We start from the raw sequence: 20,310 nt of genomic DNA, 5'->3' as shown, positions 1-20,310 counted from the left end.
GTAAAGGAATAAGTATATGTCTGTACGAAATGAGCAATCCTTGGATCCGGATCATCTGGAGACAAAGCAAGAAAGTAGTAATGGGTTAGATGGATTTTTTCGCATCAGTGAGCGTGGTAGTTCGGTAAAACAGGAGTGCATAGCGGGGCTGACAACCTTCCTTGCTATGGTGTACTCCATCATCGTTGTGCCGAATATGCTCGGTGTGGCCGGCTTTGATCAGGGGGCGGTGTTTATCGCGACCTGTCTGGTGGCAGCACTTGGTTCCCTGTTAATGGGGCTATGGGCCAACCTGCCAATGGCGATTGGCTGTGCTATCTCACTAACAGCATTTACGGCGTTTAGCCTGGTGCTGGGGCAGGGTATCAGCATTCCTGTGGCCTTAGGTGCGGTCTTTTTAATGGGTATCGTATTTACCGTTATCACAGTAACTGGTGTGAGACAGTGGATACTAACCAACCTTCCTTTTGGTATCGCACACGGCACAGGTATTGGTATCGGTCTGTTCCTGCTTCTGATTGCAGCGAACGGTGCTGGTCTGGTGATTAAAAACCCTGAAGCAGGCCTGCCTGTTACTCTGGGTGAGTTCACCTCATTCCCTGTTCTGATGTCAGTTATCGGATTGGCAGCCATTCTTGGGCTGGAGAAAAAGCGTGTTCCCGGTGGTATTTTGCTGGTGATCGTTGCTATCTCGATTATCGGGTTGATTTTTGACCCTAAAGTGACTTATCAGGGGCTATTTGCCATGCCGTCTTTCGGTGGTGAAGATGGCGGCGGCCTGATGGGCAGTCTGGATATCGCTGGTGCCCTGACTCCTGTGGTTCTGCCGACAGTGTTTGCACTGGTAATGACTGCGATATTTGATGCAACAGGTACTATCCGTGCGGTTGCCGGACAGGCGAACCTGCTGGACAAAGACGGCAATATCATCAACGGTGGTAAGGCACTAACCTCTGACTCCGTCAGTAGTATTATGGCGGGCTTCTTTGGTAGTGCGCCTGCGGCGGTGTATATCGAATCGGCAGCGGGTACGGCAGCAGGTGGTAAAACAGGTTTAACCGCCACAGTGGTTGGTGTTCTGTTCCTTGCTATGCTGTTCTTATCTCCGGTGAGCTATCTGATCCCTGTATACGCAACAGCTCCTGCACTGATGTACGTTGGTCTGTTAATGATGAGCAATGTCAGCAAGCTGAAAATGGAAGACTCAGTCGATGCCCTGTCAGGCCTGATCTGTGCAGTATTTATCGTTCTGACCAGTAATATTGTTACCGGTATTATGCTTGGCTTCGGTGCATTGGTAATTGGCCGTGTCGTTTCCGGCGAAGCGAAGAAGCTGAACCTTGGAACCGTACTAATCACAGTTGTGCTGGTGGCCTTCTATGTAGGCGGCTGGGCTCTGTAAACCTTTATTAACTAAGATGTTCAGGCGTACACACTAGTGATGGTGTGTACGCTTTTTTGTTTTGGGGTTATGGAAGGTCTGCGAGAAAGGGGGCGCAACTCTTTTTTGGACAGGAATGAGTCAGTTATATAACTAGACCAGAATGTAACGGATTAGCTTGAGTATGGAAAAGTAAACGTCCTATTAGATACCGAAGCCAAAAGACCGAATTGAATTTACAATTTCTTTGGGGCTAAAGCATAGATACCAAAAAACAATCTTTTCAGGATAACTTGCAACTTTATGGTGAATTCGAACCCCTTTCCCTACAAAAGGAATTAGCCCATACGCCTCAACACTTTCAACATCTTCGGGTTTGAAAACATACTTACCCAAAAATGTAACGCGTAAATCCAGTTCTGTTTTGGTAACTTTGAGTTTCGCAAAAGGCCAAGTTGCGTTCATTGAGTCAATTCTAGCGCCGCCGCGCCACTTTTTTTCTGATGATTCCATGGTTGCACCTGACGATCACTTATACATTAATTTCGATTGTGCCCATGCTCTTTAGTAAAGAGCTTTTTTTTCCAGAGCGATTCCTTATTAATAACCTCTTCTTTGGTTGAAGATGACGAGAGCACCTCAAGTAGACAAAACTTAAAGTTCTCACGGAAATAGGCTTCACTCTTATTATTGAAGAGTTCTACAAGATCATCATTTGAACCATGAAAGTTATTTACATAGTTACTCCACCTCCCCCATATCCCTGAGCTTCCATAGGCTGAACCTACGTAGTGTTTCCCGGTTTTTTTATCTGATATAAGATAAATTCCATAGATGCTGCTTAATGCAACTTTCCAGTCTGGGAGTGAATTCTTAATAATGATTTCAATTGCGTTGAAGCTGTGATTAATCTCTTCATAGGATCTAAAAGGCTCCCCCTGAAAACGATGCTCGTAGATTCCAGAGACTTGCGAGTTTTCATATATGTAGCTTGGTTTGAAAACCGTAGCCATAGAATTATTCCCAGTGAACTCAAGAATAAGTCGACCAATCAACTCAGCATAATCACGTGTATATTGAACAGAGTACTCCTTTGATGCTCGGCTGGTTATTTTAAATACACCACCGAATAAAAACCGATTTCCGGAAATTTGAGCAAAACTGACGATATAGTTGACAGGAAATCTCTCTTTCGCATTCCCTCTGTATCTTTGCCAGCTAAGCCAATCTTCTTTGGATTTTGTGAGTGCATCTAAAGGGCGAGTTCCCTTTGTAGAAGGCTTGGCAAGATGAAAGCGATATTTATCATCACTTACCAAATCATGCATTATTGTAACAAGATCCATTTTTACTACACTCCTTCAGTCTGGGGTTGCATAACGCCTAGCTCACCGAGCGAGCGTTAGCGAGTCCGGTGCAGCTACTTGTTACGTGTATTGCGCTCGAACTCTGCAATAAGCCTTTGGCCAACCTCAGCAATACTAGTGCATTGATATTTTTTGTAACGATCACTCGTAGATAGTTGTTTATTGGCGCGAATAACATATTTCTTGGCTTTGGTGTTTGTGATTGATGAAAGCTCTGACAATGGTAACAACCATGCTCGTTCAGTCGAGCGAAGGTCTTGGCTTAATAAGATACAAAGCAATAATGCATAGCGGTCTTCTCGGTGAGTCGCTTTCCTTACTTCAAAGTGTACGGTATTGCCTCGCTCTTCTTTCCCAGCCTTTTTGATAGTGTTTGTTCTTGCCTTGATTTGAATAGGCAAAGCACCGCCGGTAACTTTGTCATAAACCAATACGTCGATTCCATCATCGTCAGCGATTGGCTGAAATGGAGATAACCTACCATCGGATTCAATCATCAGCTCATTCGCAGCCAAATTTTCAGCGATAGCACCTATTTGTGTTGATGTTAGCTCCATTCTTCCTCTTTACATGTAACATTCTTAATAACCGGCCTGCTCGTTTTTTTGCCTGCGGAACTTTCAATCAATCTACCATAAGTCTATAAAAAATAAAGCATAAATGTCGAATTTGGCATTCTCCCATCACGTAGAAACGAGAAATATTCATAAAGAAAACCATACATGGATAGTTTTGTCGTGTCTGAGCCTTTCGCCAGAAAGGCGAGTTACAAAACGGGGGGGTGAATAAGCCCACAGCAAAGAGAAAACCAACGCCTTTCTGGTTACTTTTGCAGCCGCAGGCAGAGATTACTCGCCCGGGCAGGGGCGAAAGCAAAGCCTAAGTCAGAAGTGATAATCTCGGCTAATGTCCAATACAACTAAGCTCTGGTATGCATTGCCACGCAGGAGCATGGCAACGACAGCATGAAGTATACACTCCCACGTCGATAAAGTGACCCCAATAGCCGGACAACCAATTATTATGGGTCTTTTACGTCTAAATTTAGCAGAGAGCTAAAATTCTAAATTGCGAAGAAATATCTTGAGGGAATCAGTCCAAGAGTTGCAGAAGTGGTTGCATCGGATGGGTTAGTTGATAAGTTGCTCTGAAATATTTTTGAATGAGGTAAAACAGGTATCAAAGTCATGTGGTTCTGTGCTGTACACCATTGGAGCTACAAATGCTTCAAAACGTTCACGGAACTTCTCGTTGGTTTCTAGCTCTTCTAATCCTAATTTCAATTCATTGCGCGGGTCGGCGACAAAGTCTTGATGTTGATTACCATATCGCGCCTTGTCCTCTTCCAAAACGGTATCAAATATCGGCTTTAATGCGCCTATATCAATCGTATGCTGGGCATTAATACAGTGAACATCGTAGATGTGACGAACCAGTGTTTCGTCATCCTTACGCTGTGGATTACGCTTAACTGACATGGTGCGGCGCAACATAGAAAGTACTTTTTCAACCAACGTCAAATCAATGGAAATGCATGACATTGCGTTTACTTCAGCAGGTTGATTGTAGCTCTGCGCAACCAGCGATGATATAGAGCGAGGTTCAACGCCCTGAAACTCAATGGTCTCGATAAGTTCCAGTTTAATATAAGGCCTTAGACATGGTGCTTGATGGTATTGTTGCGGGTACTCTATTTCGATTTCGACATAGCGATAGCTATCGCGTACCGTTCTTTTACTATATTTCAGATAAGCGTGGTCAACCAACCTTGCTATGAGGTTCTCAACTAACGCCTTGCGAGCTTTTCTCTTTGCACCTGTACCTTTATTGAGAAATTCCTGATTTGGAATTAATTTTATGTCGACGTCTTCGGACATGCGCAGAATCTTGATGTTGGACTTGGCCAGAGCTGTTCCACCTGAAAAAACAAGTTGGTGGTGTTCACTTTCCACACTTTCTAACATGGCAAGCAGGGATACCACCCAATAGTCCTTTTCCGTGATTGACGGGTTACCTAATTCGATTGCATCTGATACTTCAAGAAATTGCTTTTTTAGTTTAGGTATACTCATTGTCGCTCGTTCAATACTCGGTTACCGACCTTAAGGCTGCGGTTGAAATATTTGGAGTTCCACTTATACCTGATGGATGCCGGTATTTGAGTGGACTGTCCATTGAGGCTCTTCAATGACATAGCATCCAGCTCAAAGTCTACACCACGCATTTTTAGAACCTCTCGCATGATTGCGTCAGTACCACCCGGGTTCGTAGGCATGGGTTTATTGGTTAGGCTGTTGATTGTTGACTTGGTGTATAAGCCATATCCGATTTTCATCAGTACGCCTTTATCTACAAGTTGTTTTAAGACGCGTCCAATCTGGTCATAGCTAGCATAGTTGTCGAAATCTTTACGTTCGAACACATAGCGGCGAGAGCGCTTTATCTTTTGATAAATTCGATCAGTTGCAGTCATGATTCACCCTCCCAGACAATACTTGAACCTAGTATACTTGAAGCTCTTCGGAATTTGAAATAAATACGGCATGTGCGTAATCAAACATCCGACATTAAGTTGAGATGGATCTGTTTTAACATAATGAATATAAATGATTTATTGTGTAACTCATAGTTTATTAGCTGTTTTCAATTATATAAGCGACCTGATTTCATATCTAGCCGTTTTATTGGTGTGTGTGAGTAGTTATTTCCCCTATGTAGTTGTTTAAAGGCGGGTTCAAATGTATCTCTTAATTCAACGTGACGGGCAATGGTTGGATTACGGATTATTGAAAGTCACTTCAAGAATATGGGAGTGAGATTAGGTAGGGGGGAATAACAAATCAGACTAATATCGACGGTAAATTTAAGCTCTGGTATTCACTCCCCCGTAAAACATGTAAGCGAGAGGTTAGGGGCTTCTATATAAAAAAACAGCCACCCTATAAAGGTGGCTGTGTTCAATCAGGGAATAAGAATCAGAATATCATATGCGCAATACCAGCGATAACCGGAAGGGTAATCAGAGTACGCAGGATAAAGATAATAAACAGCTCAACGATGTTAACCGGAATGCGGCTACCCAGCAGCAGAGCACCTACTTCGGACATGTAGATAAGCTGGGTGACAGACATAGCAGCAACAACAAAGCGGGTAACTTCACTGTCTACCGACGAGATAATAATCGCAGGCAGGAACATATCGGCAAAACCGACCACCATGGTTTCTGAAGCGGCTACGGCTTCTGGAATTTGCAGCAGTTCAAGGAATGGTACAAACGGCTGACCAAGGATGGCAAATACTGGCGTATATTCCGCAACCACAAGAGCAAGAGTACCTAAGCCCATTACGACAGGAAGAACACCAAATACCATATCCACGGCGTTCTCTACGCCATCCATCACAATACGCTTAACGTTGGTTACAGAAGAGGCTTTTTTAAGCGCCAGCTTCATACCCCATGAAAAAATAGAGTGTCCAGCCGGGATTAGATCCTGATCTTTGTTTGGCTCAGTGCCGTCTACATACAGGTCTTTTTTTCTGCTTAGCGGAGGAAGTCTCGGGATAATAATGGCGGCAACAATACCCGCCAGACAGATAGCACCGTAAAACGGAACAAAGTACTGCTCAAGCTTAACCTGTGCCAGAACCACAAGGCTAAAGGTAATAGAAACCGCTGAGAAAGTAGTACCTACTACAGCCGCTTCACGCTGAGTGTAGAACTTGTTTTCGTACTGCTTAGTGGTCAGCAGGATACCGACACTACCGTCACCCAGCCATGAAGTAATACAGTCAATGGCCGAACGTCCCGGAAGGTTAAATACCGGACGCATCACTTTACTTAACAGAGTACCAAAAAGCTCTAACAGGCCGAAGTTCAGTAGCAGGGGAAGTAGCAAGCCGGCAAAGATAAACACCGCAAACAGGGTCGGAAGCAGGCCTTCCAGAACAAGACCGCCGGTGTTTTCATTCCATATCGCTTCAGGGCCAACCTGAAAATAGCTCAGGGCAACAGCGATACCACCGATAACACGGACAAGCAGCCAGAGCGGTGACGGGCTGAACAGGCGGTGCAGAAAAGTGTTGTTAGCAATAAAAGGGGGCTGAACGGCTTTATAGAGTAATGAAGCCACTGCCATAAAGCTGATAATCAGAGTAACAATGGTTACCAGATAATCTTCAATGACAGAAATCAGTGATTTCGCCAGTACGGCAACCGGTATGGTCATCCCACCATCGAAGGGGATAGGAGTCATAAAAAGGAATAAGCCAACTAATGACGGAATCAGGAACACCCAGAAGGTGCTTTTACTCTGCGGTGTCTCTGTGGTCTCTGAATGATTTTGCATCTGATATCTCTGTTAACAGCTTGTTATATTGGCCAATTCCGTTGGCAGAAGCTTTTTCTATGTTGTCCTTAAAAAATCCGAGGGCGAAGATTAACTGTAATCTCATCTTAATGCAATACTATTCACTAAAATGCGAATATTATGCATGGGTAATAATCGGTCATTTCATTCTGATGAACAATATATGACCATATGTATTCTAATAAGTTCAGTGAAGATTACCTGAGAAACTATTCATAAAGTTATTGATAATACAGCAAAAAGCCCTCTTTTATGTAAGGGTTTATCTGACGCCTGTGCGGCTTTATGTGCATAAATCAAAGCATAAAAATGAATAATCACTCCCGGTGGTTTCCCGTAAACTTAGTGAGTTCATCTTATAATCGGATGTTAATAGCTGCATAACTAGCCAGTTTCTGCTGAATAACAACGATTTTCTGCACACAGCTCTATGCATAATTCACCAGGTAAGGGAATAACAAGCATATCTACAAAATGTGACAAAATTCAGAGATATAACATATTCTGAATGTGCTGCCTTGCTGGTTAAACTCTCCACTAAAACGAGATTGTACCAGTTATAAATGCTATTTCTGTGAGATTGTCTGGATTTAAAAACTGTTAATATATTATGTAATCGATTGCAGGAAATATGGTCTGTTCTTTATGGCATTTTTATCAATTATAATAAGATCCAGGTCTCATTTTTTATGAAATAAGAAGAGTGTGCAAATGCTGGACTATAAAAATAAAAGTGTTGGATTTCAACTGAAGTTGGTTATTGCATTGTGTCTTATCGTTGCTTTTAGTGCTATCGGGGTTATGGCTTACCAGAACGCATCTAAAGCATTGCTTGATAAAACATTAAAGGAGCAGCAACATCGCATAGAGGCACTTGCCACTTTGCTGGAAGGTGAATTTGTCACTATTCTTGATGGTGCTAAAAGTCTGGAATCGGCTTTCCGCAATGGCTATCTTGCCGGAGTTTATCTGGAAGAGAGAACCGTCGATTTTGCCGGAAAGCAGGTAAGGGATATCACTCAGTTTGGTGAGTCGCTGGTGGGTGATACCAAACTAGTAGATGCGTTTACCAGGGATACTGGCGCAATCGCTACCCTTTTTGTTCCGATAGACAATGACTTTATTCGTGTCTCCACTTCGCTGAAGGATCAGTCAGGTAAGCGGGCGGTCGGAACCATGCTGGGAGCTAGTCACCCCGGCTATCAACAGTTAAAAAGTGGTCAGCCATATTATGCAGAGGTGACTCTGTTTGGTATGCCCTATCTGACTTACTATCAGCCGATTGTGACCTTTGATGGCTCTCTTATCGGTATCTCGTTTATCGGCCTGCCGGTCGAGAAAGCAACGGAGCAGATCTTTTCTAAGTTAAGTGCAATGAAATGGGGTGATACCGGCTTTACCAGCATTGTACTGAACAAGGGTAAAGAGAGAGGTGCTTATATTCTCCATCCGGATAAGTCTTTTGAAGATGCTCCTATTCAGGATGAGAGAGATGCCTCAGGCAATGCCGTATTAAAGCCGGTGTTTGATAATGACAACGGTGTCATTCTCTATTCGATGAAACAAGACAACGGCGCCCAGCGCTATCTGACCTATGCAAATGTTCCGGGCTGGCAATGGAAAATTCTTGGCGGCACGCTGGTTTCAGAAGTGACGAAAGAGAGTCTGGAGTTACTGAAAACCATTGCATTGATTTCTCTGGTCGTTGGTGTACTTACTTTTATCATCGTCAGTGTGTTCTTGTCACGCCTTGTGAAGCCTCTGGAGAAGCTGTCCGGATTTATGGATCGCTTCGGTAAAGGTGAAGTGAGCCTGACCATAGCTAAAGGGACAGATTCTTCCAGCAACGAAGTGGTTCGCCTGACTAACGGTATGAGCGATATGGCAGGTCAGCTGAACGGTCTGGTTGGTGACATCCGTGCCACCAGTGATGATGTTTATCAGCAGGCGCAGAGCGTTTATCAGGATGCACAGAGCGTTTATCAGGATGCACAAAACAGCCTGCAACAGTCGGATGAACAGCAGCAGCGGGTAGAGCAGGTGGTAACGGCCGTTGAAGAGATGGCGACCTCAGCTCAATCTGTAGCCGAACAGGTAGAGTCTATCGCTTCCAGTGTTCGTGAAGCCGATAGCAACAGCCAATCAGGGCTGGATATTGTGGAACAGGTTCGCACCGATATGGCAGCCCTGAACGGTTTGCTGGAACAGTCTGCTATTGCTATTGACAGTGTGGCTAAAGACAGTGACGGTATTCAGGACGTTACCCGTATGATCGATGAGATTGCCGAGCAGACAAACCTTCTGGCACTGAACGCAGCCATTGAAGCTGCCCGTGCCGGAGAGCAGGGGCGTGGTTTCGCTGTGGTTGCAGATGAGGTAAGAACGCTGGCCCACAGAACCCAGACCTCGGTACAGGAAGTGGTTTCTATCATCAATAAACTTCAGCAATCAACTTCTGGTGCTGTTGCCCTGATGAACGACAGCCAGAGCAATGCCAATCAGGTGATGGAGCGGACTGCACAGGCAGGAGAGGCACTGCAGTCTATCGCGGAGCAGGTGAGTGATATTTCCGGTCAGTCGGAAACCATTGCAGCAACATCCGAACAGCAGGCAATGGTCTCGCAGGAGATCGCAGAAAGTGTCTCTGATATAAGCAAGCTAAATAGCGATACCAGAAATGTAACGGCGCAATCAGCTGAAAGTGCTAAGAGTTTGCAGACTCAGTCAACAGAGCTTAAGCAGCAGGTGGATTTCTTCCATTAATCTGTGTTTTAGAGCACTTAGTATGCAAAACCGGCTGAAAGGCCTGTCTCTTGATCACAAGTCCTGCTCAAGAGACAGAGCGAGTTCGTAGCCTTCAAGGATGGCTTGTAGTTTGAGCCATCCTTCCCAGAGCGTCTTAACTGACGCTCTTCCATTTCTTTTGCTGTCTTTCCAACCGCCAAGTCTTGCGAGGTGTTCATAAGCCCATTTTGCTGTTGGAACCTCCTTTGGAAGTGGTGTCTTTACTCTTTTCAGCCAAAGCAACTTCCATGCTCTTGAGGACAAGATTTTCTCACAACTAACGTCTTCGATTTGCTCATTGGCAAATTTCAATTGGAAAATTCTTACTGCTAAAAACGCATAAATTGTTGCTAACCTATCTAAGTTATCTTTACTTTGTAACCGAAGCTCTTCAACTCCTGTCCCTTCAGTTTTCCAGACCTTGTGATACTCCTCAATCAACCAGCGTTTTTCGTAGTAACCAATAATTTTTAATGCATCTTCTGCACTATTAACTGGCTCATTAGTTAAAATATGCCAATTGAGCCTCTTTTCTCCATCACCGATTTCGGAGCAGCCAACATAGTTGAGAGAAATAGGAGCTCCTTTTTTGTTTGAGGGTGTTTTTAAAGTCACTGCTGCATATTTTACATCCAGAGTGACTTCACGAGCTTTCCGGCCACCCCTTTGAGCTATTTGGATTTGACGTTGCTTCACACTTTGAAGTTCTGATGCAAAGTGATAAAGCTTGTCTGAGCCTTCTTCTATATGACGGCTCATCATCGACCGCACAACAAAACGTTGCTGATTCGCCATTTTATAAATGAGGTAATCGTAGATATCGGCCTCGCGATCGCAAACTGATATTACGTTAACCATCGAGGTACCTAAACGGGCTGCCATATTGCGTGATGCTCTTTCCCATTTATAACCTTCTTTTTCTTCATAAGGTCGTTTCAACCCCTTACGACGGATACCTCGAGTCTTGATATCTCTCGTCCATCGTTGTTGTTCAACTAACCCAATAACGTCGAGAGTTTCAGGAGCAAACAGCAAAATACTATGGGCAAACAACCCCCTATAACGATTACCTTGGTTTACATGTCCTAAGTCCGCTCTAATAGAGCGATGTTTGTAGCTTAAGGTAGTTGTATCTTCTAACGCGAGAAGGAGAGGGTAACGATGAACTTGATCTGCAGTTGCTTTAAAGCCTGCTTCGGCAATATCGTCTGATGAGACATTGTCGTTCCGAATAAATCGGTAAGCGCCCTCCATACTTGCTGGAGAATGAGATGATTTCACTACCGATTTACCTGGATGCTGAGCTAAGTCTGATGCCATTTTTACAAGTCTAGCCGTTCTTCTTGGGTCTCCAAGTTTAGCATGACCAAATTGCTCTTCAGCCCAATCACTATTGCTTTTAATCATCTCAAAACCCTCAACTAAGTCCGTTAAAGATCTGATCGTGAACCAAGAATTAAGTTCAAAAAAAATCCCTCACATTATGCGAGGGACTTCTGTATAAAAGACAGGCTGAAAGGCTGGTTTTTTTATGCGCGGGGTAAAAGTTTGTAAAACCTTTACACTATAAACAGTACAAATTGTTATAATATATCATTTGCTCATTTATTGACCTGTGCTGTGCGAAAGCGACAGAAAATAGGGTAGACTGAGCAACGGCCGGAACGCCGGAATCAACGAACGCTCCGGCTTTGTGTTAAAAATAGCTTTATTGGATTTTCTTGTGTTTACAAAGCGAACTTCTCCTTTTTCAAAAAAAGCCGCGCTTCTCGCAACTCTGCTTCCTATTGCGGCGATTGTCTATTTCTCCGGTTCGACAACGGACTTTTCTGAGCGAAAACCCATTCCTCTGGTCTTTAAAGAGATGCCGAGCTATCAGTCGGCAGAAGAGCAGGCAGAGCAGAGCCGGTTTGATTCTGTTCCGGACTTTAACTATCAAATCCAGAAGGGCGATAACCTTAGCGCCATCTTTTCCAGATTAGGATTTAACTACAATGATCTGATGAAAATCATGGAGACCGATCTTAACTATCTGATGCTGGATACCCTTAAGCCGGGCAATACCTTGATGTTCTGGCAGGGGGCGCAAGAAGGTGAACTGTCCAGAATGGTTTTACAGTTCAATATTGCCGATAGTGTTTCATATTCACGCCTTGAAGACGGCAGCTATGAGTTTAAAGATATTTCCATCCCCGGTGAGTGGCGCATGCAACCGGTTATCGGTGAGATTCAGGGCAACTTCTCAATTTCTGCTAATAAAGCCGGTGTTGGCAACAACGAAATCGAGCATATCAACACGCTGCTAAAAGATAAAATTAACTTTGCCCGTGATCTTAGGGCTGGTGACCGGTTTGAAATTATCCAGAACCGTCAGTTTGTCGGTGATGAGCTTACCGGTAAAAAAGAGATTGAAGCAATCCGTATTCACAATCGTGGAAAGGTAGTAACTGCTTACTTACATACCGATGGTCAGTATTATGATAAAAACGGTAACAGCCTTCAGCGGGCCTTCCAGCGCTACCCGACCAGTAAAAGATACCGTATATCTTCGTCCTTTAACCCGCGTCGCAAGCATCCGGTGACAGGGCGGGTTTCTCCTCATAACGGCACCGACTTTGCGGTGGGAATCGGCACTCCGGTTTATGCCACCGGGGATGGTAAAGTGATACTGACCAAGAACCACCCATACGCCGGTAAGTACATTGTTATTCAGCACGGCAATACCTATAAAACCCGCTTTTTGCATCTGAGTAAGATTCTGGTGAAGAAGGGGCAGAAGGTCTCTCGTGGGCAGAGAATCGCCCTGTCAGGTAATACCGGCCGTTCTACCGGACCTCATCTGCATTATGAGTTTATTATTAAAGGTCGTCCGGTAAACGCTATGACGGCGAATATCCCTATGGCAAGTTCGGTACCGAAGAAAGAGCTAGACGCCTTTAAAACCAAGATTGCTATGTATAACGAACTGTTAGGCAAACAGGAAACTCTGCTGTCGTTGGCAAACTGATCGGCGATTAGTGTACAATGCCGCGTTCTAATCTGGAGTATCCGTATGTTACAAGAAGAGTTCGAGGCACTGGTTGTTGCCTTATGCAAAGAAGAGACACTGCCGAAAGCGCTGGAACTGTTAAAAACGTCTGAAGATGAAGAGGTTGCAGAAGCGGCGGCATCACTGGCTGGTCAGTTTTCTCTGGCAGAAATCGACGGTGAAAAGCGTATCTACCATGTCACTGTTCAGCAAAACGAGCAGGGCGAAGACGAAGAGTTTGTCGAACATGTTATGAACGAAGGTGATGACATTATTAAGTTTGTCTCCTGGTTCTTCTACGCCATGTTTGATGTAAAACAAAAAGACGTTTATAAGATCGCCGGAAAGACATATAAGCAACCAAAACGCACATAGTCTCTCCTATAGTTAGTGAGTTAAGAACTCATTAAAGGAGTTATTTATGAAGCTTATCCTGCTTCTGTCCGCCGCGCTGTTTCTGGCGGGATGTTGCAACGGTTATGGTCCGAGAGCATCGGCTGAACCGGTTAATCAGCAAGCCTTACCGGCAGAAGAAGTGATTTCCGCATAATGAGAAAAGGGAAACCGTGAATGGTTTCCCTTTTTAGTACCTGATTGCCGCTGCTTATCAAATCTGAGTGGCACTTTCCCCTTCGGTCAATAGCACTTCTTTTGCTTCTGACTCAGGCTTTAGCTTGCTGATGCCCAAATCATCCAGAACAATCAATACGCACGGAACAACAATAGAGGCAAGCAGAGTGGCCGAAACCAACCCGAAAGCGATACTGGCGATCAGGGGGGTCAGGAACTGTGCCTGTGTACTTGATTCCGTCAGCAGTGGCAACAAACCAGCAAAGGTGGTCAGCGAGGTAATAAAGATCGCCCGGAAGCGGTCGTGAACAGCGTTGCGGCAGGCGTCAAACAGAGACAGCCCTTCACTGATGTTCTGCTTAATAAAATTCACCAGCAGAATATTGTCATTGACTACGATACCGGCAAGGGTAGCAAAGCCAACCAGACTCGGTATGGTTAAATCCAGACCTAACGCTGTGTGTCCCCAGATAACCCCAATCCAGCCCATAGGAATAGCCAGCAGCACGGCCAGCGGCTGGGCATAGCTCTGGAACAGGAAGGTCAGGATCAGGTAGATACCGATAATGCCAAGGGCAAAGAAACTGACCAGAGATGAGCCCGTATCGGCGCTCTCTTTATCCTGCCCCTGAGACACAAAACGGATATCCGGGAACTTGCTGTTAATCTGAGGCACAAACTCCTTATTAAAGCGGTTCATAATCTCTCTGGCATTACCAACGGCAGTGTTGATATTACCCTGAACCGTTACCGTATCGATGCCGTTAACCCGGTGAATGCGTGAAAATGCCTGCTGTTCACTAAACTCAGCCACCGTAGAAAGAGGGATTAACTGACCATTTGAAGCTGTTACCGCAAGATCTTTCAGCCCCTGCAGGTTAGCCATATAAGTGAACTCACTAAGGCGGACAGAGATATCAACAATATCGCCCTGCTGAAACACTGTCAGATCTGTGCTGCCTTTAATGGCGCTTCTCAGGGTTTGCGCTACCTGCGAAGCATTGACCCCCATTACTCCGGCTTCATCTTTCAGGCTGACCCTGAACTCATTGCGGCCATAGCGCAGATCGTCGGAAAGATTAAATACACCGTCAAAGCCTTTAAGCCACTTAATCAGTGAGCGGCTGACTTTTTTCATCTCTTCCAGTGAGCCGCCCTGAATGCGGATATCAATACCGTTTCCGGCAATGCCACGCTCTTTATCGGTAAACTTAAGGGAGACAACATCAGCCGTCGGGCCGACCTTTTTCTTCCAGCTCTGTACCAGATATTTAATGCTCTCTTGTCTGAACTGCGAAGGAAGCAGGTCAGCACTGACGGTGGCCATATGCGGGCCGGACTCGTTAGCGTCAACATTAGAGTTGTACATAATACTGGTGCTGTTAATCAGAGGCGCTGAACCGGGATATTTCTCAGCATACTCTTCACCAATTTCAGCCAGCGCGACGGCGAGCTTGTCCACCACCTGTTCTGTCTGATTCAACAGGCTGCCCTGAGATAGCAGAATACGCGCCTGAAGGGTATCACTCTCTAAAGCCGGCATAGCTTTAAACTTCATCAGGCCGGCAGGAAGCAGCGCTGTTGAACCCAGTACCAGCATGAACAACAGGCCGAGAGTGAAGAAGGGAAGTTTCATTGCCCGTATAGAGAAGGGAATAAAAAAGCGATCCCGTGTTTTTTCGAACAAGCCGATAAATTTACTGCGGATAGGGTTCGGCTTGCTGTTCAGGTGGCTGTGCGCCAGATGAGCAGGCAGGATCAGAAATGCCTCAATCAGGCTCACCAGCAGGGTGATTAGCAGAATAATAGGGATATAACGCAGAACTTCCCCCATTTTTCCGGACAAAAACATCAGCGGCCCGATCACCATCAGTGTAGTGGCAAATGAAGCCAGCACGCCGGGAAGAACTTGCTTAGTTCCGACAACGGCTGCCTGTATATCCGACATGCCTTGCTGTTTTTTGGCGGCGATGTTTTCGGCGATGATCAAAGAGTCATCCATTAGCAAACCGATGGCAACAATCAGTCCCACCATGGTCATCATGTTCAGGGTGTAACCAAGCAGGTGCATCACAAATACGGAACCAAGAAAAGAGACCGGCAGACCCATGGCCACCCAGAAACTGAAACGGATATTAAAGAAGGCCCAAAGCATAAGAAATGCAAGGATAAGCCCCTGAATACCATTGCTGGTTAGTATGCTCAAGCGCTGTTTAATATTGACGCTGGAGTCCTGAGTAACGGTAAGCTCAGTACCAAAAGGCGCAGTAAGCCGCTCTTTTTCGATAAGAGCCTCCATGGCAGCGCGCACTTTAAGGGTGTCCTGAGAATAGGTTTTAGAAACCTGTAGCAGGGCGGCCCGCTGGCCGTTGAACAGCACTTTCTCTTCATCCAGTACAAATTTCTGCTGTAAATCAGCGATATCGCCAAGGCGTATTTTGCTTCCTGACGCGCTGGACTTAACCACTATCTGTTCCAGCTTACTGACCTGAGTATGCTTGTTATCGAAACGAACACTGATGGACTCCAGATCATTGCTGAATGTGCCGGCAGGAGTACTGATGTTCTGCTGAGAAATCGCATTGGCTAAGTCAGAGATACTGATGCCGTACTGGTTTAATTTCCATTCCGAGATACGTACTTCAATTTCCTGCTCTGAAAATCCGTCGATATTTACTTGTGCAATCAGAGGGTGCGCCTTAAGGCGGTTTTTTACCTGCTGGGCATAGTCGTACAGTTCTTTGTCGGTCATATTGCCGGTAATAGCAACACTGGCAACGGAGGCGGTTCTGTCCAGCTTAGTCACGGTTACCTGTTCCACTCTGGCAGGAAAATCCCCGATGGAGTTTACCTGTTGCTGGATATCACTGGTAAGCAGGTCGATATCTTCGCCATCGGAGATTTCCGCATTAGCAATGGCAAGGTTTTCCCGTGCATCACAGCTGAGCTCTTTAATACCGTTAAGCTTATCAAGGGCGTCTTCCACTGGTGAGCAAACTTCTTCCGCCACTTCTGAAGGAGAAGCCCCCGGGTAACTCACCCTGATTTCGATATTTTTGGTCGGCGTGACCGGAAAGGTATCCTTCTGCAGTTTAGGCAGGGCGAAAAAGCCCAGCAATAACACTGCAATCATCAGCACATTGGCGCCGGTAGCGTGTCGGGTAAAATAAGTGATCATTATTTACCCTCCTTCTCTGGTTTTTTTACCTGAGTGAAGCCGGTCTCTTTATCCAGCCAGCGGACAATTTTTTTATCTGGCTGAGGCTTGAGTGACATACCTTCAACCGCAGGAGAAAGCTTGCTCAGCACCACTTTATCTTTGGCTTCAACTCCGGAAGAAACAACAGCGATCTGCCCCTGAACAAAGTCAATTTTCACCGGCTTGATAACAAGCTTACCTTCAGAACTAACCGTATAGACCTTGTTATTGTGAATGGCATTTACCGGCAGCAAGATCTGTTTTTTCAGTACAGGTGCTTTAAGGGTTACTTTTACAAAAGTGTCGCGGATAAGCGGTGGTTTCTGGCCGGGCTGAGCCTGCTGATAAGGATTGTCAATTTTGACCACAATGCTCTGGCTTTGTGTTTGTGCATCAATAAGGCCGCCGGAGCGATCCACAGAGGCGTCCCAGCGGATTAACTTACCACCGGCGTCCAGTTCAACCACAGCTTCAAGGGTGGAATGAAGTTTGTTGTCCACTGCGGATTTATCTTCAGTGCGGCGAAGGGGGCGCATTTTACCCAGAGGGAACTGAGCACTCACTTCAACCGCATGGGTGCTGTCGGCTTTTAGCAGCACTTCGCCTTTGTTTACATACTCAGCAAGGTCAGCCATTTTCTCAGTAACCCTGAGGTTAAAAGGGGCGACGATACTGGTATTGGCGAGATCCCGTTGCGCCAGCGCCAGCTGAGTAATCAACACCTGCTGCTCAGCCTGATTAATCAGCAGATTGTTCTTCAGGGTCTGCAACTGCTGTTGGCTGTTAAGCAGAGAACGGTTGGCGTTATCAAGCTCATTCCTTGAAAGGTGTCCGGTCTTATTTAAACGGACTGAGCGCTGATACTCAGAACTTTGTAAATCAAACTCTTTTTCCGCAATAGAGACAGAGGCCTGAATGGTTTTGTCTTTCAGACGGGAGACATCAAGTTCTGCCTGCAAGCGCGCAACGGAAAGTTCATACTGGGAAGGGTCGAGTTGCAGCAGTTTTTCGCCTTGATTTATGATGGCTCCGGCCTTTAATTGAGGAGAAACCCAGACAATGGCACCTTCAACCTGAGAGGCTGCTTCCCATTCCGTTGCAGGTTGGCTGTGACCATAACCTGTTGCGGAAGGTTGGATTTTCCTCGGTACCACGCTCAACACGCGAACCACTTTTTTGCCACTGGTGTTGGTGGTTTTGGGTGGCTCTGCTTTCATAGAAGGTGCCAGCAGCAGAAGAGCGATGCCAATGATTAACGGGGGAAAGAATAGTAAACGTTGCTTCCAGCCAAACTGAGACATAACGGACATCCTGTAGTGGAGCAGAGCACAAGACCCTACTGATGATTAAGTAGATAAGGCCCTGATTAAAAGGGCCTTATAAAGTTAGAACAACATATGCAACAAGGTGTGACCTAAATCTGACTTTGCCGTGGACCCTGACAGTTTCCTTTGCGTTGACCTTTGTTAAAGCCCTGTTTGCCTTTCATTCCATTTTGCCAATTGCCTTGTCTGCCATTTTGCATGGCTGCGCGGGCTGAGTTTTTATGAGCAGTAAACTCGTCTTCACTGATAAAACCGTCACCATCGCTGTCGTAAGAACCGAACTCTGTTGAACGGCTTATGTTCTGTAGTCTGCGACCTTGTTCAGCACGTTCTGAGATGCGCTGGGCTTTAAAATCGATCAATTCCTGACTGGAAATGAGCTTGTCACCATCTACGTCTATCTGACTGAACACGGGTTGTTGAGGAGCTGAACCGTTGTTCCATTTTGAGTTCATACCGGCTGCACTAACTGAAAATGCGACGACTAAACTGGTTAAGGTAATAGTAAGTGTTGTGCCTTTCATAATGACGTCCTCCGTACTGGTTTAATATAAGTATATTCTAATGTACGTAAGAGTACGTCAGGTTATGTAAATCTGTGTAAAGGAGAGTGGAGCAGGGTTGTAAAAGCAAAAACGTGCGCAAAGGGCGCACGTTCTAAAGGGAGAGAGAGGAAAAAGATTAACGCATCTTAAATTGCTCTCTATGGAAGCGTTCAGGGTCAAAACCGAGAGCTGTTAAGCCGGATTTGAGTTGGTCTGCAAAGGCGTGCGGACCACAGAAGCTGATATCAAACTCCAGTTCTTTACCTGCGTTGTAAACCCTTTCTGCACCGAGTAATTCTCCTTTTTCTGCATCAACCAGTTCAAATTTTATAAAGTCGAGCCGGTTGAGCAGGTTACCGATTAGTGAGGTGATTTCGTCCCTGAAGAAAGCCTCTTTCTCAGAGTTAACGCAGTAAAACAGGTGAACGGACTGAAGTTTATGCTCTCCCTTTGCTGCTTTACGGGATAACCAGTAGAGGCGGGATATCATAGGAACAATACCGATACCTGCGCCTATCCAGACTTGCTGTGGCGCTCCGCTGATCTGAAAGTGGCCGTAACCCCCTTCAACGGTTACCTTCTGGCCGTTTCGTAACGTGTTAACCAGTTTATGGGTATAGTCGCCTAAATCCTTTACTCCGAAATCGATAAGCTTCTCTTGTTCCCGGTAGTTAAGAATAGAGAAGGGGTGAGGAGCTTCGCCGTCATGAAAGTTAAGGTAGGCAAACTGGCCTTCCTTGTAACCAATGGTTTCATCCAGCCTGACAGAGAAACGAATAATATTGCCCTTCTCCGGGCTTTCGAACAGTTTTCTGCTGGCGATAACCTGACCTGATGAGCGGTTGCGGCGGCCGATTTTGCCACTTAGTGACCAGACCGAACAGTAACTGGCAATCATACATAAACCGGTAACCGCAATATTCATGGGCAGTGCGGCGATATTCCAGTCGAGCAGAAGCATGGTATGGAAAACACCCGCCAGCATAAGAACGCCCCCGATCTTGTGTACAAAACGAAAACGCTTATAACTTATAGCCTGAACCAGACTGAAAATACTAAACAGCAGGAAGATTTTAAAGGAAACATCACCAACACCTTCAGCAATACCGCGCCAGTCGACTCCTGTCTGTTCCGGGCGCGGGCCTCTGTCGGGCATGGCTATCATTCCTGAATCAATAAGCCACATGGCACTTTTTACCATCGCCCAGTGGCTGATAAGGGAAATAAGCGCCGCAATGCCGAGACTTTTGTGTAGCGCGTAGCCCTTATCCAGCTCTTTTACTATCTCTTCAACCCAGCGAAACCTGACGGCCAGAAGGACGGCAAGGCTCATATAGGCCAGTGCCAGAAAGCCAGTCAGCATAGTGAGCTGGTGTCTCCAGAAGAAGAAGTCACCTGCCGCCTGTGGCTCTGAAATTAAGGTGGGAAGAACAGACGGAAGCCAGAGCAGGGCAACCAGCAGGGTAATATTTTTTACTGTTATCTTGGGCATAATCATTCCCGTTAGCGGATTAATGAAATAGACGCAAGAATAGTAAGGATTTATTGAGGTGTTAGGGAGCAGCTTTGCTTATCTTTAAACTGCTTTACATAGATTTACTTTGTGTATGGTTTCGTGTGGTTTTATTAATATTTATTAGATGATGTTGGCTGTTCTAAGTGTATTTAACTTACAAAATTGTGATGTCATGCAATTTATATAACGCAGCATATAGGCTTATTTTTAAGGTAACGAATTTTCATT

Annotated in this window: 16 protein-coding genes; 5 read left to right on the top strand and 11 right to left on the bottom strand. The window is 45.4% G+C overall.

Annotated features, from left to right (window positions below):
* Window positions 1-16: 16 nt before the first annotated feature.
* Window positions 17-1,402 (top strand): NCS2 family permease, encoded by a 1,386-nt coding sequence (locus PK654_RS21405; RefSeq protein ID WP_271699452.1) that lies wholly within the window; start codon window positions 17-19, stop codon window positions 1,400-1,402.
* 183 nt (window positions 1,403-1,585) lie between these two features.
* On the opposite strand, the gene PK654_RS21400 is transcribed toward PK654_RS21405, so the two are convergent.
* The 6 genes from PK654_RS21400 to PK654_RS21375 all read right to left on the bottom strand — a co-directional run bounded on the left by PK654_RS21400 (window position 1,586) and on the right by PK654_RS21375 (window position 7,094).
* Window positions 1,586-1,894, bottom strand: a complete 309-nt coding sequence (locus tag PK654_RS21400) for a hypothetical protein (protein WP_271699451.1) — start codon at window positions 1,892-1,894, stop codon at window positions 1,586-1,588.
* A gap of 26 nt (window positions 1,895-1,920) precedes the next feature.
* Window positions 1,921-2,727 (bottom strand): GIY-YIG nuclease family protein, encoded by an 807-nt coding sequence (locus PK654_RS21395; protein ID WP_271699450.1) that lies wholly within the window; start codon window positions 2,725-2,727, stop codon window positions 1,921-1,923.
* A 74-nt stretch (window positions 2,728-2,801) separates the two neighbouring features.
* The gene (locus tag PK654_RS21390; RefSeq protein WP_271699449.1) at window positions 2,802-3,305 is read right to left on the bottom strand and encodes a hypothetical protein; all 504 of its coding nucleotides are present in this window, start codon (window positions 3,303-3,305) and stop codon (window positions 2,802-2,804) included.
* 573 nt (window positions 3,306-3,878) lie between these two features.
* Window positions 3,879-4,814, bottom strand: coding sequence for a nucleotidyl transferase AbiEii/AbiGii toxin family protein (locus tag PK654_RS21385; protein WP_271700741.1), 936 nt, complete (start codon window positions 4,812-4,814; stop codon window positions 3,879-3,881).
* Window positions 4,815-4,816: 2 nt separating this feature from the next.
* On the bottom strand, window positions 4,817-5,221 hold the full coding sequence (locus PK654_RS21380; RefSeq protein ID WP_271699448.1) for a DUF6088 family protein: 405 nt from the start codon (window positions 5,219-5,221) through the stop codon (window positions 4,817-4,819).
* Window positions 5,222-5,723: 502 nt separating this feature from the next.
* Entirely contained in the window at window positions 5,724-7,094 is a 1,371-nt protein-coding gene (locus PK654_RS21375) for a YjiH family protein (RefSeq protein WP_271699446.1), read from the bottom strand.
* 732 nt (window positions 7,095-7,826) lie between these two features.
* On the opposite strand from PK654_RS21375, the gene PK654_RS21370 reads away from it, so the two are divergent.
* Entirely contained in the window at window positions 7,827-9,878 is a 2,052-nt protein-coding gene (locus PK654_RS21370) for a methyl-accepting chemotaxis protein (protein WP_271699444.1), read from the top strand.
* A 54-nt stretch (window positions 9,879-9,932) separates the two neighbouring features.
* On the opposite strand, the gene PK654_RS21365 is transcribed toward PK654_RS21370, so the two are convergent.
* Window positions 9,933-11,306 carry an IS4 family transposase gene (locus PK654_RS21365; RefSeq protein ID WP_271695076.1) on the bottom strand — a complete coding sequence of 458 codons (1,374 nt, stop codon included), beginning with the start codon at window positions 11,304-11,306 and terminating at the stop codon, window positions 9,933-9,935.
* 457 nt (window positions 11,307-11,763) lie between these two features.
* Here PK654_RS21365 and PK654_RS21360 point away from each other — a divergent pair, with 457 nt between their 5' ends.
* From PK654_RS21360 to PK654_RS21350, 3 genes are read left to right on the top strand one after another with little or no spacing between them, the layout of a single operon-like run.
* A complete protein-coding gene (locus PK654_RS21360; protein ID WP_271700740.1) occupies window positions 11,764-12,906 on the top strand; it encodes a peptidoglycan DD-metalloendopeptidase family protein in 1,143 nt (380 codons plus the stop codon).
* Between the two features lie 45 nt (window positions 12,907-12,951).
* The gene (locus PK654_RS21355; protein WP_271699443.1) at window positions 12,952-13,302 is read left to right on the top strand and encodes a hypothetical protein; all 351 of its coding nucleotides are present in this window, start codon (window positions 12,952-12,954) and stop codon (window positions 13,300-13,302) included.
* A gap of 46 nt (window positions 13,303-13,348) precedes the next feature.
* The gene (locus PK654_RS21350; RefSeq protein WP_271699442.1) at window positions 13,349-13,477 is read left to right on the top strand and encodes a hypothetical protein; all 129 of its coding nucleotides are present in this window, start codon (window positions 13,349-13,351) and stop codon (window positions 13,475-13,477) included.
* A gap of 57 nt (window positions 13,478-13,534) precedes the next feature.
* Here PK654_RS21350 and PK654_RS21345 read toward each other — a convergent pair whose 3' ends face one another.
* The 4 genes from PK654_RS21345 to PK654_RS21330 form a co-directional block, all read right to left on the bottom strand.
* Entirely contained in the window at window positions 13,535-16,675 is a 3,141-nt protein-coding gene (locus PK654_RS21345) for an efflux RND transporter permease subunit (RefSeq protein WP_271699441.1), read from the bottom strand.
* On the bottom strand, window positions 16,675-17,997 hold the full coding sequence (locus PK654_RS21340; protein ID WP_271699439.1) for an efflux RND transporter periplasmic adaptor subunit: 1,323 nt from the start codon (window positions 17,995-17,997) through the stop codon (window positions 16,675-16,677). Before PK654_RS21340 ends, PK654_RS21345 begins: the two co-directional genes overlap by 1 nt.
* Before the next feature lie 113 nt (window positions 17,998-18,110).
* The gene (locus PK654_RS21335) at window positions 18,111-18,545 is read right to left on the bottom strand and encodes an EF-hand domain-containing protein (protein ID WP_271699437.1); all 435 of its coding nucleotides are present in this window, start codon (window positions 18,543-18,545) and stop codon (window positions 18,111-18,113) included.
* Between the two features lie 157 nt (window positions 18,546-18,702).
* Window positions 18,703-20,058, bottom strand: coding sequence for a ferredoxin reductase family protein (locus PK654_RS21330; protein WP_271699435.1), 1,356 nt, complete (start codon window positions 20,056-20,058; stop codon window positions 18,703-18,705).
* Between the last annotated feature and the right edge of the window lie 252 nt (window positions 20,059-20,310).

The organism is Vibrio sp. SCSIO 43137, from assembly GCF_028201475.1.
Classification (GTDB): Bacteria; Pseudomonadota; Gammaproteobacteria; order Enterobacterales; family Vibrionaceae; genus Vibrio.
The sequence above is the reverse complement of the archived record's forward strand: the minus strand, read 5'-3'. Positions and strand labels throughout refer to the sequence as shown.